Source organism: Hymenobacter terricola (genome assembly GCF_017921975.2).
Classification (GTDB): domain Bacteria; phylum Bacteroidota; class Bacteroidia; order Cytophagales; family Hymenobacteraceae; genus Hymenobacter; species Hymenobacter terricola.
Genome location: NZ_JAGEMO020000004.1, coordinates 70142 through 83684 on the forward strand (window position 1 = coordinate 70142; position 13543 = coordinate 83684).

12 protein-coding genes are annotated in these 13543 nt (G+C 61.7%); 6 read left to right on the forward strand and 6 right to left on the reverse strand.

The features are described 5' to 3' along the window. Positions 1–78 precede the first annotated feature (78 nt). The 3 genes from J4G38_RS05380 to xerD form a co-directional block, all read right to left on the reverse strand. Positions 79–723 carry a LolA family protein gene (locus J4G38_RS05380; RefSeq protein WP_210516238.1) on the reverse strand — a complete coding sequence of 215 codons (645 nt, stop codon included), beginning with the start codon at positions 721–723 and terminating at the stop codon, positions 79–81. 146 nt (positions 724–869) lie between these two features. Further along, positions 870–3839 (reverse strand): FtsK/SpoIIIE family DNA translocase, encoded by a 2970-nt coding sequence (locus J4G38_RS05385; protein ID WP_210516236.1) that lies wholly within the window; start codon positions 3837–3839, stop codon positions 870–872. 265 nt (positions 3840–4104) lie between these two features. Continuing rightward, on the reverse strand, positions 4105–5004 hold the full coding sequence (gene xerD, locus J4G38_RS05390; protein WP_210516234.1) for a site-specific tyrosine recombinase XerD: 900 nt from the start codon (positions 5002–5004) through the stop codon (positions 4105–4107). Between the two features lie 177 nt (positions 5005–5181). On the opposite strand from xerD, the gene J4G38_RS05395 reads away from it, so the two are divergent. The 6 genes from J4G38_RS05395 to J4G38_RS05420 all read left to right on the forward strand — a co-directional run bounded on the left by J4G38_RS05395 (position 5182) and on the right by J4G38_RS05420 (position 9439). Then, entirely contained in the window at positions 5182–5628 is a 447-nt protein-coding gene (locus tag J4G38_RS05395; RefSeq protein ID WP_210516232.1) for a type II 3-dehydroquinate dehydratase, read from the forward strand. A 312-nt stretch (positions 5629–5940) separates the two neighbouring features. Continuing rightward, positions 5941–7008 (forward strand): aminotransferase class V-fold PLP-dependent enzyme, encoded by a 1068-nt coding sequence (locus J4G38_RS05400; protein WP_210516230.1) that lies wholly within the window; start codon positions 5941–5943, stop codon positions 7006–7008. A 158-nt stretch (positions 7009–7166) separates the two neighbouring features. Further along, the gene (locus tag J4G38_RS05405) at positions 7167–7727 is read left to right on the forward strand and encodes a MarC family protein (RefSeq protein ID WP_210516228.1); all 561 of its coding nucleotides are present in this window, start codon (positions 7167–7169) and stop codon (positions 7725–7727) included. Positions 7728–7786: 59 nt separating this feature from the next. Next, positions 7787–8257, forward strand: coding sequence for a ribonuclease HI (gene rnhA / locus J4G38_RS05410; protein ID WP_210516226.1), 471 nt, complete (start codon positions 7787–7789; stop codon positions 8255–8257). An 8-nt stretch (positions 8258–8265) separates the two neighbouring features. Beyond that, positions 8266–8670, forward strand: a complete 405-nt coding sequence (locus J4G38_RS05415; RefSeq protein ID WP_210516224.1) for a hypothetical protein — start codon at positions 8266–8268, stop codon at positions 8668–8670. Between the two features lie 43 nt (positions 8671–8713). Further along, complete coding sequence (locus J4G38_RS05420) at positions 8714–9439, forward strand: tRNA1(Val) (adenine(37)-N6)-methyltransferase (protein ID WP_210516222.1); 726 nt, start codon at positions 8714–8716, stop codon at positions 9437–9439. Positions 9440–9498: 59 nt separating this feature from the next. Here the strand turns inward: J4G38_RS05420 and J4G38_RS05425 are convergent, their stop codons facing one another. Genes J4G38_RS05425 through J4G38_RS05435 form a run of 3 tightly spaced genes read right to left on the reverse strand, consistent with a single transcriptional unit; the run spans position 9499 to position 12916 of the window. After that, entirely contained in the window at positions 9499–11145 is a 1647-nt protein-coding gene (locus J4G38_RS05425; RefSeq protein WP_210516220.1) for an AMP-binding protein, read from the reverse strand. A gap of 45 nt (positions 11146–11190) precedes the next feature. Continuing rightward, positions 11191–11883, reverse strand: a complete 693-nt coding sequence (locus J4G38_RS05430) for an ATP-binding cassette domain-containing protein (RefSeq protein ID WP_210516218.1) — start codon at positions 11881–11883, stop codon at positions 11191–11193. Between the two features lie 58 nt (positions 11884–11941). Further along, positions 11942–12916 (reverse strand): hypothetical protein, encoded by a 975-nt coding sequence (locus J4G38_RS05435; RefSeq protein ID WP_210516215.1) that lies wholly within the window; start codon positions 12914–12916, stop codon positions 11942–11944. Positions 12917–13543 lie beyond the last annotated feature (627 nt).

Consider the following 13543-nt stretch of genomic DNA (forward strand, 5'->3'; position numbering starts at 1 on the left):
CGGCCCGCTCCTTCAAAGAGCGGGCCGCGGTTCAGTATCAGCCTGACAACTGACAACGAGCAACTGACAACCAAACACCTAGCGCAGGTCTACCACTTTCACGCCCTTGTACTTGGCCTTATCGAAGGCAAACGTACCGGCATCGGTAGGCGGGTTAGGCTGAAATTTCTTGATGTAGAACGTGTACTGGTTGCCGTTCTTTTTGAACATCTGCCAGCTTTTCACGGAAGCATCCTTTTTGCGCACCTTCAGGCGCACTTTAAACACGTCATTCTGGCGGTTTTCCGGCGAAAGCTCGATGACATCCAGGGCTTCGCCGCCCTCCTGCACCTGTTGCACATAGTTGTACTTGTAGCCCTTTTTATACATCGTATAAATCTGGGATGGCGACATTTCCTGCGAATCCGGGTCAGAATCGGAGATATTTACCTCGTTTTCGTTCTTGAGATAGGTCCAGGTGGTTTTGCCGTCGTTGATGACTTCCTGGCCGCTGATTTTCAGTCGGAATTTCTGGCCACTCACCACAATATCGCCGTTGATGTTCTGCTTCACTTTGGCGCCGGGGTTTTCCAGCGTCTGGGTAAAAGTGGCCTGGAACGCTTTCAAGGCCTGATACTTGGCGCTCATCTGGTCCAGGATTTTACCAGCTTTGGGGTCCTGCTGAGCGGCGGCGGGCAAGGCCAGCGAAGCCGCGAGCAACAGGAGAGAGAATGATTTTTTCATTAGAAGGGGGGAACTGAGAGCTTCTGTCGGATGCTCAGATAGCCAGATACGGGTTTCGTTTAACAAACGACCGGCCAGAATGCGAATGAAGACCCGATGAAGACAAAAATAGTTCGCCGTGAAAGCACGAGCTTATGCGGCCACGTTTACTTCATGCTGTTCAACAGCTGCTCCAGCTGGTACTCGTCGGGAATGAGCACGTCGCGGGCCTTGCTGCCTTCGAACGGACCCACGATGCCGGCGTGCTGGAGCTGGTCGATTAGGCGGCCGGCCCGGTTGTAGCCCAGCTTCAGCTTGCGCTGGAGCAGGCTGGTGCTGCCCTGCTGGTGCAGCACGATGCAGCGGGCGGCTTCGTCAAACATGGTGTCGCGCTCGGAGGGGTCCATTTCCTCGTTGCCGCTGCCGGCGTCGCCGTCGGCCCCGGCCACTTCGGGCAGCAGGTAGGCGTCGGAATAGCCCTGCTGCCCGCCGATGAAGTCGCAGACGCGGTCCACTTCCGGCGTGTCGATGAAGGCGCACTGCACCCGAATCAGGTCCGAGCCGGCCGAGAACAGCATGTCGCCCTGGCCGATGAGCTGGTCGGCCCCGCCGGTGTCCAGAATGGTGCGCGAGTCAATTTTGCTGGTCACCTTAAAGGAAATCCGGCAGGGAAAGTTGGCTTTGATGATGCCGGTGATGACGTTTACGCTCGGGCGCTGGGTGGCCACGATGAGGTGAATGCCGATGGCGCGGGCCAGCTGCGCGAGGCGCGCAATGGGGGTTTCCACTTCCTTGCCGGCGGTCATCATCAGGTCGGCCAACTCGTCGATTACCAGCACGATGAAGGGCAGGAAGCGGTGGCCTTTCTTGGGATTGAGGCGGCGCTCGATGAACTTAACGTTGTACTCCTTCAGATTGCGGCAGCCGGCTTCTTTCAGCAGGTCGTAGCGCCGGTCCATCTCCATGCACAACGAGTTGAGCGTGTTCACCACCTTTTTGGTGTCAGTGATGATGGCCTCGTCGGTGTCGGGCAGCTTGGCCAGGTAGTGGCGCTCAATTTTATTGAAGATGCTCAGTTCTACCTTTTTGGGGTCGACGAGCACAAATTTCAGCTGGGCCGGGTGGCGCTTGTAGAGCAGCGAGGCCAGAATTACGTTCAGCCCCACCGACTTGCCCTGGCCCGTGGCCCCGGCCATGAGCAAGTGGGGCATCTTGGCCAAATCGGCCACGAACACCTCGTTGGTGATGGTGCGGCCGAAGGCGATGGGCAGGTCCATTTCGGTGCGGGCAAACTTCTCCGAGCCCAGCACCGAACGGATGCTCACCATCTCCTTTTTCGTGTTCGGCACCTCGATGCCGATGGTGCCTTTGCCGGGAATGGGCGCGATGATGCGGATGCCCAACGCGGCCAGGCTCAGGGCAATATCGTCTTCGAGGGCCTTGATTTTGGAGATGCGCACGCCGGCTTCGGGCACGATTTCGTAGAGCGTGACCGTGGGGCCGATGGTGGCCTTGATGCTGGCAATGCTGATGCCGTAGTGGCCCAGCGTTTCCACGATGCGGTCCTTGTTGGCTTCGAGCTCTTCCTTCGTGACCTGGGCCTTGGCCTGGCCGTAGTCATTGAGCAGCTCCAGGGTGGGAAATTGGTAGCGGGGCAGGTCCAGCGTGGGGTCGTAGTTCACGTTGGGCATGGCCTCGGTGTCCTCGTCCTCATCGGCCACCGCAGCGATGTCGGCCCCGGCGTTCGGGTCCAGGTCGTCGCGGCCGGGCAGGGTAATTTCCAGGGAGCGGGCCTGGGGAGCGGGAAGTGGGGAGCGGGGAGCGGGCAGGTCGCCATCGGCCAAATCGGCCAGCGAAAGCGGTGTGGGAATGGTGGACGCGGGCACGCCTGGAGTCACGGCTGGCGCTTCCGGCGTGGGCATTTCAATGGAGAACGCCGGGCCCGTAGGCGCCAGCGGCACGGCAGCAGCGGCAACCGCCGCAGTGGCGGGCATCACAGCAGCGGGCGCGGCCAGCGTACTGGCCACGCTTAGGGCCACCCCTGCGCCGGGGCGTGGGGCGGGCTCAAACTCCTTGGTGGCCGGCGCTGCTTCCTCTGGTTCGTCGGTGCTGAGCTGCAGAGCCGGGCGGGCGGCTTGCGCGCCGCTGGCGGCCACGGTAGCCGTCGAAATTGCTGCCGATTCCTGCACCGGGGGTTTTGCTTTGGGCGGCGCCGCCACAGCCGCAGGGGCTACGGCGGCAGCTTGCTCGGCGGCAATTTCGGCTTCCAGCTCGGCGTCTTCGTCGGCATCGTCCTCGGTGCGGAGGCGGCGGAAACTGCCCAGGTTGAGGCTGGTGACGTTGAAGAAGAACACTACGAACGAAATCAACGCGAAGGCCAGCAGCAGCACCGTGCCCCAGCCAATGAGGCTGTCGAGCCAGGACGCGGCCTCGAAGCCCACGCCGCCGCACAGAAAATCGAGCCGGTGGGCCAGGGCAGGGTCGGCGCCGGGCGAGGCCAGGCTCACCACCACGTAGCCCAGCAGCACGCTCAGCCAGGCCATGGTGAACAGGCCCAGTGCCAGCACGTAGCTCACCGAGCCGCCTGCGGTGCGAAACACAATCTTATACCCCAGAAAAAACACGATGGGAATGAGGGCAAACGCCGCCACGCCAAACAGCTTGTAGATGAACAGCTGCGCGGCCCAGGCGCCCAGCAGGCCCAGCCAATTGCCCGATTCCTGCCCGGCTTCTTTCACGGGAACGGTTCCCATGGCGGCCACTACGCTCTGGTCGGCGTGGCCCGTGAACAGGAACGAGGTGAAGGCGATGGTGAGGTATAGGCTCCCCAGCAGGAGGCCAAAGCCAATGAACAGGTGAAAGCGCCGGTCGCGCAGCATGGCCAGCACATTGCTCACCCCCGGCAACGGCCCCCGTGGGGCGCGGGGTGGCCTGGGGGCGGCGGGCCGCTGACCGGGAGCCGCGGGCCGGGCATTTTTAGGCACGTTGGCGGCCGCGGGACGGGGCTCCGGGCGGGCCGGAGCGGGCTCGGGGGCCGCGCCGGCGGGGCGCGCCTCGTTGCGCCGCGGCTGCCGGGGCTCGGCGGGGCGGTTGGCAGAGGAGCCGGCGGGGGTGTTTTTATAACGATTATCTGCCATTCTACGGAAGCATAAAGGCCAAATCTACGCAATTCACGGCGGTTTTTAGCGCGGCGTGCCCCGCTCCTGCCCTGCTGTGCGCTGCAACTTGGGCTGCTGTTCAGCTTGTTCGTCACGGGCGCGGGCCGCTGCCTTCACCGCTTCTACTACTCCTGCCTTTTGCGCACCTGGGCCATGCCCACGCCCATTTTTCGTCATCAACAAAGCCAGTGGTTAATGTGCGGTCTGTTTCGACGGCTCCAACTACTAGCTGGCTGGCGGCGACCTAGCTGCGCGGGTGAAACTCGGTGATGACCTGCCGCAGATAGTCCCGGTCGAGGTGCGTGTAGATTTCGGTGGTGGTGATGCTGGCGTGGCCCAGCATTTCCTGCACGGCGCGCAGGTCGGCGCCGCCCTCAATGAGGTGCGTGGCGAAAGAATGCCGCAGCGTGTGCGGGCTGATGGTTTTGCGCAGGCCCGCCTGCTCGGCCAGTTTTTTGAGGGTGGTGAACACGGTGATGCGCGACAGCGGCCGGCCGCGCTGGCTCAGAAACGCAAAATCCTCGGCTCCGCTTTTGATGTCGAGGTGCCCGCGCACGCCGCTGAGGTAGAAATTGAGGTGCTTGAGGGCTTCGCGGCCAATGGGCACGAGGCGCTCCTTGTTGCCCTTGCCCACCACTTTCACAAAGCCCTGCTCGGCGTACATATTGCTCAGCCGCAGGTCGCAGAGCTCGCTCACGCGCAGGCCGGAGGAATACATGACTTCAAGCAGGGCGCGGGCGCGTAGGCCGTCGTCGGTACTCAGGTCGATGATGGCCAGCAGCTGCTCGATTTCGGGGTAGCTGAGGGTGTCCGGGAGATGGCGGCCGGTTTTGGGGGCTTCCAGGGTATCGGTGGGGTCCAGCTTCAGCAGGTCTTCCATGATGAGGAAGTTGAAAAACGCCTTGAGGCCCGACAGCGTGCGGGCCTGCGAGGTGGCGCTCAGGCCCAGCCCTTGCAGCGTGGCCAGAAAATCGCGCAGCACCGGCGTGGTGATTTGCGTGGGGCCAACGTGCAGCTTCTCAAACAACAAAAACTGCTGGAGCTTGCCTACGTCGCGCACATAGGCTTCCACCGAGTTGGGCGAGAGCGACTTTTCGAGGCGCAGGTAGCCGTCGAATTGTTTAATTGCCTGGGGCCAGGTCATTTCATTTACCAACTATCAATTAACCTTTAACGCCCAGACGGGCGCTAATGGCGCGGGAAAGCCGCCGATGTAGCTTGCAGCCCCAAAGAACGCAGCCAATTACCGAAACGGCCGGCATGTTAATGAACCTGCGCCGCCGGCGTGCTAAATGTTAACTGATAATTGTTAAATGAACTAATGGACATCCTCATCCTCAACGGCCCCAACCTCAACCTGCTCGGCCGCCGCGAGCCCGGCATCTACGGCAACCGCTCGTTTGAAGACTTTTTCCCCGAGCTGGCCGAAGCTTTTCCCAAACTCACGCTCACCCAGTTCCAATCGAACCATGAAGGCGCCATTCTCGACAAGCTCCACGAAGTGGGTTTCTCGCTCGATGGCATCGTGCTGAACGCCGGCGGGCTCACCCACACCAGCGTGGCCCTGGCCGATGCCGTGGCCGCCATCAACACGCCCGTGGTGGAGGTGCACCTGAGCAACCTGGCCGCCCGCGAGGATTTCCGCCAACGCAGCTTGTTTGGCCGGCACTGCGCCGGCAGCATCAGCGGCTTCGGGCTGGAGAGCTACCGGCTGGCTGTGCAATGGTTCGTGAACCAGCAGCCCAAGCGGGTGGGGTTTCGGGTGTGAGGCAACGTCGAATGTTTACACTGGCTGTGGGACGGAGGCGCCGGGTCCTCGTGTAAGTTACATTAGCCTTGGGAGGGAGGCGCCGGGCACCAATGTAAGTTGCATTGGCCATGAGAAGACGGTGCCGGGTGCCGATGTAACTTACATTGGTTATGGGAAGACGGTACCGGGTGCCGGTGTAAGTTACATTGGCAAGGCAATAGCCCGGCCGAGCATCTCGTGTCAAACCGCGTGCAAAATCCTTCCCATGCGGGTTTGCGTACCCGCTACCTTTGCCCCGGCGGTGCCCCTCCCCTCTAGCTTCAACTCCTCATGTATACTTTCAATCCCGGGCCTTCGGCCGTATATCCCGCCGTTCGCCAGTACCTCACCGATGCCTTCGACGAGGGTTGGCTCTCGGCCCCGCACCGCTCCGAAAAAGTAACCAGCCTGGTGCGCCAGACCGTCACCGACCTCAAAACCAAGCTCAACGTGCCGCAGGACTACACGGTCCTGTTCACCAACTCGGCCACCGAATGCTGGGAAATCCTGGCTCAGAGTCTCACCCCGCGCCGCTCGTTTCACCTTTATAACGGCGACTTTGGCGAGAAGTGGATGAAGTATGCCCAGGCCCTGCGGCCGGCCAGCACGGGCCTGTCGTTCGGCCTCGATGAGGTGCCCGACGTGGCCAGCCTCCCCTTCGCCCCCGACGATACGGATTTGGTTTGCATCACCCAGAACGAAACCAGCACCGCCACCCAGCTGCGCGAGGGCTTCATCCTGAACCTCTACAACCGCCTCGGCGGGGCCCTGCTGGCCGTGGATGCCACCAGCTCGCTGGCCGGCCTGAACCTGAAATACATCAAGGCCGACGTCTGGTTTGGGTCGGTGCAGAAGTGCTTTGGGCTGCCCGCGGGCCTGGGCGTGATGATTTTGTCGCCCCGCGCCGTGGCCCAGGCCAAAGTCGTGAACGACCGGGCGCATTACAACGGCCTGCCCGCCGCACTGGCCCAGATGCTGAACTACCAGACCAACTACACGCCCAACGTCCTCGGCATTTACCTGCTGAGCCGCGTGCTGGCCGACCGCGAGCCCATCAAAACCGTGCACCAGCACCTCGTGGACCGCGCCGAGAAGCTCTACGCCTTCTTCGAGCAGGCCACCCCGCTCCAGCCCTTCGTCACGAACCCCGAAACCCGCTCCACCACCGTCATCGGCCTCAAAGGCGAGCCGGCCCTCATCGAGGAAATCAAAGCCAAAGCCAAGGAAGCCGGCCTGCAGCTGGGCAGCGGCTACGGCCCGCTGAAAAACACCACCGTCCGCATCGCCAACTTCCCCGCCGTGCCCGATGCCGCCATGGAAGCCCTTGTGCAGTTTTTCGCCAAGGAATACCCTGGGTAATTAGAGATGAATAAGGAGTAAAAGAACGTCATGCTGAGCGCCGCCGAAGCAGCTCGCTTCGGGCAGTAAATCAATCGTGAAAAGGCCCTTGATTAGTAGTAGTAGCAGGCGAGCTGCTTCGGCGGCGCTCAGCATGACGTTCAAAAATCAGTTCAACCGTGCTCAACTTCCAGCAAATCCTCTCCGTTACGCTCACCCTTTTCGCGGTGATTGACATCATCGGCTCCATTCCGATTATCATTCAGATTCGGCAGCGCGAGGGGCAGATTAAGGCCGAGCTGGCCACCTTCGTGGCGGGCTGTCTGATGGTGGCTTTCCTGTTTCTGGGCCAGAGCATTCTGCGGCTTTTTGGGGTTGATAATGAGAGTTTTGCCCTGGCCGGGGCGGTCATCATCTTCCTCATCGGGCTGGAAATGATACTCGGCATCGAACTGTTCAAATCCAACCTCACGGCCAGCACGGGCTCCATCGTGCCCCTGGCGTTTCCGCTCATCACCGGGGCCGGCACCATGACCACGCTGCTCTCGCTGCGCGCCGCCTACACGCTGCCCAACATCCTGGTCGGCATCCTGCTGAACCTGGTTTTCGTGTACGTCGTGCTCAAAACCAGCCCCTGGATTGAGCGCCAGCTTGGCAAAGCCGGCGAAGATGTGCTCCGCCGCGTGTTCGGCGTGATTCTGCTGGCCATCGCCATCAAGTTATTCAAAGCCAATTTTTAACCATTGACCGTCATGCTTCGGCTGCGCTCAGCATGACGGTCTTATCATTCCTGATTCCCTTGATTCACCTGTTCACCGACGGCTCGGCCCGCGGCAACCCCGGCCCCGGCGGCTACGGCGCCATCCTGCGCTACGGCCCCCACGAAAAGGAGCTGACCCAGGGCTTCCGCCGCACTACCAACAACCGCATGGAACTGCTGGCCGTGATTGTGGGCCTCGAAGCCGTGACCCGCCCCGAGCTGCCCATCCGCGTCGTCTCCGATTCCAAGTACGTGGTCGATGCCGTGGAGAAAAAGTGGGTGTTCGGCTGGGAAAAGAAGCCCGATTTTGGCAAGAAGGCCAACGAGGACCTGTGGCGCCGCTTCCTGCGCATCTACAAGCAGCGCAACGTCACCTTCCACTGGATAAAAGGCCACGCCGGCCACGCCGAAAACGAGCGTTGCGACGTGCTGGCCGTGCAAAGCGCCCTGGGAAAAGGGCTTTTGGTGGATGAGGGGTACGAGGCCATTGTGGGAGCGTCGTCACTCTAAGCAAACTCATGTACAACCACATTAATTTCTCGGCAGAAAGCCCTGATTACAAGGTTTATGCTCTTGATGAGACTGTCTATCTTAAACAAAAAGCTCAATGCCACACGCTAACCGATTTTGAGGAAACGGATATTTACGTTGGGCATCACTACGGCAACCCGACTTCAGCCTTGATTATGAAGGCCGAAAAATATGTTATCGTGGCTGGACACGGTTTAACGATTTTTGATATCAGGACTGGGACAGAAATTACACCACTAAATCTAGAAAATATAAGCTGGACCAATGCGCTTCATCAAGACGAATTGGACGATGTAAACCTAGAGTTTAGATCTATTGCTTACTCCAAAGAAGACAAGCTTCGAGTCTTCAAAATGAATATATTAACCAGCGAATTGACCTTGCTGGATTAAAAACTATACTCATTCAGCAGGCCCAACGGCACTATTTCCTCTTTTGCCCAACGACTTCTTCCAGTTCCAGCAATTCCGCATCGAGCAAAGCGCCTGCGCCATGAAAGTGAGCACCGATGCCTGCCTGCTGGGCGCGGCCGCCGACCTCACCGGCGCCACCCGCCTGCTTGATATCGGCACTGGCACCGGCCTGCTGGCCCTCATGGCCGCCCAGCGAAATGCCAGGGTGGAGATTGAAGCAGTCGAGATTGAAGCCGCCGCCGCCGCCCAGGCGGCGGCCAATGCGGCGGCCAGCCCGTGGGCAGCGCGCCTTAGGATTCACGGCCTGAGTCTGGCCGATTACGCGGCGACGCAGCCCGCGCCGTTTAGCCACATCGTCTGCAACCCGCCGTTTTTCCGGCAGTCCCTGCGCTCGCCCGATGCGGGGCGCACCACCGCCCGGCACGAGGCGGCCGACACCCTTTCCTTTGAGGCCCTGGCGGCTGGTGCGGCGGAGTTACTGGAGCCAGTTGGCTTGCTGACGGTATTGCTGCCGCCGCCGGAGATGCACGAATTTGAGCAAGTAGCGGCGGCGATGGAACTGCGGCCGGCCACGCGGCTGGTGGTGCGGCACCGGCCCGGCAGCCGGCCGCTGCGGCACATCACCGGGTTTCGGCGAGGGGCAACTAGGGCTGTGGAAACGGAAATGACTATTCGGATGGCGGAAGATGATACCGTTTATTCCGCCGAGTTCCGGGCCCTGCTGGCGGGGTTTTACCTGGCACTGTAGCGCGGACTTGTAGTTCGCGAGTTGATACTATTTTCATACTCGCGGACTACAAGTCCGCGCTACGCCGTTTTCACGGCGGCAGCGGCTTGCAGGCCCAGCTCTTCCACGGCTTGCTCACGCATCAGGTATTTCTGAATTTTGCCGGTTACCGTCATCGGGAAACCGTCCACAAATTTCCAAAAAACCGGGATTTTACTGGTGGAAATGCGGTTTTTGCAGAAGACCATGATTTCCTCGCCGGTGGCGGCGTGGCCTTCTTTCAGCTTCACCCAAGCCATCACCTCCTCGCCGTAGCGCAGGCTGGGCACGCCGATAACCTGCACGTCGGCCACGGCCGGGTGCGTGTAGAGAAACTCCTCCACCTCGCGAGGATAGATGTTGTCGCCACCCCGCAAAATCACGTCCTTGATGCGGCCCACGATGTTCAAGTACCCCTCGGCGTCGATGGTGGCGAGGTCGCCGGTATGCATCCAGCGGGCAGAATCGATGGCGGCGGCCGTGGCTTGCGGGTTGTTCCAGTATCCCAGCATCACGGAGTAGCCGCGGGTGCACAGCTCGCCGGGCGTGCCGCGCGGCACGAGGCGGCCGGTTTCGGGGTCCACCACTTTCACTTCGAGGTGCGGGTGGACGTGGCCCACGGTGCTCACGCGCTTGGCCAGTGGGTCAGCGGTATAGCTTTGGGCCGAAACGGGCGAGGTTTCCGTCATGCCGTAGCAGATGGTGACTTCGCGCATGTTCATCAGGGTTTGCACCTTGCGCATCACTTCCTCGGGGCAGGGCGAGCCGGCCATCACGCCGGTGCGCAGGCTGCTGAAGTCGAACTGCGAAAATTCGGGGTGCTCCAGCTCGGCAATGAACATGGTGGGCACGCCGTAGAGCGAGGTGCAGCGCTCATCCTGCACCGCCCGCATGGCCGCTTTCGGGTCGAATGCCTCGGAAGGAATGACCATGCAGCTGCCGTGCGACACGCAGGCCAGGTTGCCAATCACCATCCCAAAGCAGTGGTAAAACGGCACCGGAATGCACACCCGGTCGGCGGCCGTATAGCGCAGCGTTTCGCCAATAAAATAGCCGTTGTTGAGGATGTTGTGGTGCGAGAGCGTGGCCCCTTTGGGGAAGCCGGTGGTGCCGCTGGTGTACTGAATGTTAATGGAATCATCGAACTGCAATTCGGCTTCGCGGGCAGCCAGCTCTTCATCGGGCACCCCCGCACCGCTGGCCAGCAGGTCCTCCCAGCCGTCTTCGAGCACGATGACGTGCTCCAGCGCCGGGCACTCGGCGCGCACGCTGGCGAGCAGCGCCACGTAATCGGTTTGCCGGAATTTAGCCGCCAACAACAGCACCCGGCACCCCGATTGGTTAAGCACGTATTGCAATTCGGAAGCCCGGTAGGCGGGGTTGATATTCACCAGAATGGCCCCCACCCGCGCTGAGCCAAACTGCGTGACGACCCATTCCGAGCGGTTCGGCGCCCACAGGCCCACCCGCTCGCCGGCTGCTACGCCCAGCGCCAGCAGGCCCTTGGCCAGCTGGCTGGTTTGGGCCCACAGCTCCCGATACGTGGCGCGGTAGCCCTGGTGGGCCACCACCAGGGCCTCCTGCCTGGGGTAGCGGGCCACGGTACGGCGCAGGTTTTCGCCAATGGTTTCGCCTAATAGCGGCGTGGTGCTGGGCCCGCTGAGGTAGGAGAGCGTGGGAACTTGCATGGAATGAGGCTGTAGGGAACTGCCAAGTTACTACGCCGCTGCACGTTATAATAGTGAATCCAGCAGCCCCAGCTTTTCGCGGTGCAGGCTACTCAGCAGGTCGTTTTCGAGGGTCCCGAACTCGGCGGCGACGTAGTGGCGCTGCACCCGCCCGCCCACCAGCACGGTTATCTCATCGGCCGTTTCGGTGAGGGCCCCCAGGATGTGCGAAGTGAGCAGAATGCCGGTGCCCCGGTCACGCAGCCGCTTCAGGATTTCCTTGAGCAACAGGTTGGCTTCCAGGTCGAGGCCGTTGAAAGGCTCGTCCAGAATCAGGTAATCGAACTGCTGCACCAGCAGGGCCAGCAGCGCCAGCTTCTTGCGCATTCCGGCCGAGTATTCGTCGGCGTATTGGTCGAGCGGGAGTTCCAGCAGCGCATTCCAGCCCGTGAAATCGGTGATGGCGCGGCCCCGGGCTTGCAGGCAGAACTGCAGGTACTCGCGCCCGGTGAGGCGCGGGTAGAAATACGGCTCGTAGGGCAGCAGGCCCGTATGCTCGCGCACGGCCGGCCCGGCCGAGTCGCGCACGGTGCCGGCAAAGTCGTTTTCCAAGCCGTAGAGGCAGTTGAGCAAGGTGGTTTTGCCCGCGCCGTTGGCTCCCACCAGCCCGTGAATGGTGCCGGGCCGCAAGGTCAGGCTCACGTCGTGCAGCACGACGTGACTGCCGTAGGCTTTGCGCAGGTTCAGGACTTCAAGCATGCCGATGCTGTGTTAAAAGTTGAGAGTCAAAAGAGAAAACCCGTTTCAATTTTCACTTTTACCTCTCAACTTTTAACTCCTTCTCCCCCAGCACCGCCCGCAGCCGGCGCTGGCTTTGCCACATCAGCCCGCCCACCGCCACCAGCAGCAGCACCGGGTACACGGGGTTGCCGGGCAGCACCAGCGCCACGCCCACCACCAGCGCCTGCGTGGTGCGAATGTGCGTGGCATTGGGGTAAAAAGCGTACTTGGTCAGAATAATCATACCCACCAGCCCCAGCCAGGCCAGCGCCACGGCCACCGCCCCGCCCCTGCCCGCCGGCCCCACGGCCACCAGCCAAAAAAATGGCAGCGCCGTGAGGGCCGCACATCCCAGGCCCAGCAGCAAGCGCCGCTGCAGAAACTGCCGGGGGCTGCGCGCGGCCATGGCCAGCATCGTCACCGGCTCGGGCGTGCCGAAGCAGCCCAGCGCCACCAGCAGCCAGCCGAGCAGCGCCAGCATCGGCCCCAGCGGCGAGGGGTGCTGCCACACGGCCCCGGCCAGCAGCAGCGGCCACGCCCACAGCCCGCCCAGCCGCAGCCCGCTCACCCACTCAAACGCCTCGCTCCGAAACAAGCTCCGGCTGCGGTGGCGCGTGCTGCGGCTTTCCCGCACCGGGGGCAGCGCGGCCGCCCAGGGTGCCAGGGCCAGCGTGAGCCCGGCCGCCGCCCAATCACCGAACCCCAGCAGCACCACGGCTACGGGCAAGGCCCACAGCCCATATTCCACGGCCAGCCAACGCCGGAAATCCGGCGCGCTGGTGGCCAGAAAGCGCAAGTCAGCCCGCTGCCGATGGGCCGAGGCCAGCAACAGGGCCACCACAACTGGCACCGCCCACTGCCCCGCCGGGTGCCGTGCCGCCAGCACCAGCGCCCGGCCGAGGACCAGCAACAGCACCGGTACCAGCAGCGCCAGCCGCACCCACCCAACTTCCAGCAGCAGCCGCCACGCCAGCCGGCGGCGCAGGGTCAGGTAGGCTTGAAGTGCTGGCATAGGCGAATGTAACGCCGGCCACGGGGTAGCTATTGCCCAGCACCACGCTTCAGCCGGCCGATGGATAAATATGCTAAACCATAGCGTATTTTCTATTGATTCCGCGGTATCTAGCGAAACCTTTTCACCAACCGGCTGACATGATGCGGAAATCTACCTCCCCCCAATATTTAACCTTCGTTATATTACTGCTGTGGCTAACCAGCAACTTTAGCGCCTGGGCACAGGCCCCTCCCGCCAACGACGAGCCATGCGGGGCCGTGGTGCTGACGCCCCAAGGGGTATTCTGCACCACCCCGACTTTGGGAACCAACCAAGGTGCCACTCCCACTAACCCGCCCAACGGCTACGTGAATAACAGCGGCTGCGGTGCCACAACGGTGGGTTTTCCGATGGATGTCTGGTATAAGTTCACGACTACCGTTACTGGTCTGGGAAGTACGGGTGCCACTATTACTGTGACGGGCAATGCCGCGGGGCAGTTGCGGCTTTATTCGGCTCCCAGCTGTGCCGGACCGTTCACGGCCGTAGGATGTGCGACGGCTGCTGTATTTAATACTTCTGCGCCTACCCTCGCAACATCCCTCCTGTTGCCCAATACTATTTATTATCTGCGGGTAAGCGGAT

Coding starts and splice junctions, on each gene's coding strand:
- J4G38_RS05395 (WP_210516232.1), top strand. CDS start 5,182: ATGGACATCCTCATCCTCAACGGCCCCAACCTCAACCTGCTCGGCCGC.
- xerD (WP_210516234.1), bottom strand. CDS start 5,004: ATGACCTGGCCCCAGGCAATTAAACAATTCGACGGCTACCTGCGCCTC.
- J4G38_RS05385 (WP_210516236.1), bottom strand. CDS start 3,839: ATGGCAGATAATCGTTATAAAAACACCCCCGCCGGCTCCTCTGCCAAC.
- J4G38_RS05430 (WP_210516218.1), bottom strand. CDS start 11,883: ATGCTTGAAGTCCTGAACCTGCGCAAAGCCTACGGCAGTCACGTCGTG.
- J4G38_RS05435 (WP_210516215.1), bottom strand. CDS start 12,916: ATGCCAGCACTTCAAGCCTACCTGACCCTGCGCCGCCGGCTGGCGTGG.
- J4G38_RS05380 (WP_210516238.1), bottom strand. CDS start 723: ATGAAAAAATCATTCTCTCTCCTGTTGCTCGCGGCTTCGCTGGCCTTG.
- J4G38_RS05425 (WP_210516220.1), bottom strand. CDS start 11,145: ATGCAAGTTCCCACGCTCTCCTACCTCAGCGGGCCCAGCACCACGCCG.
- J4G38_RS05415 (WP_210516224.1), top strand. CDS start 8,266: ATGTACAACCACATTAATTTCTCGGCAGAAAGCCCTGATTACAAGGTT.
- J4G38_RS05400 (WP_210516230.1), top strand. CDS start 5,941: ATGTATACTTTCAATCCCGGGCCTTCGGCCGTATATCCCGCCGTTCGC.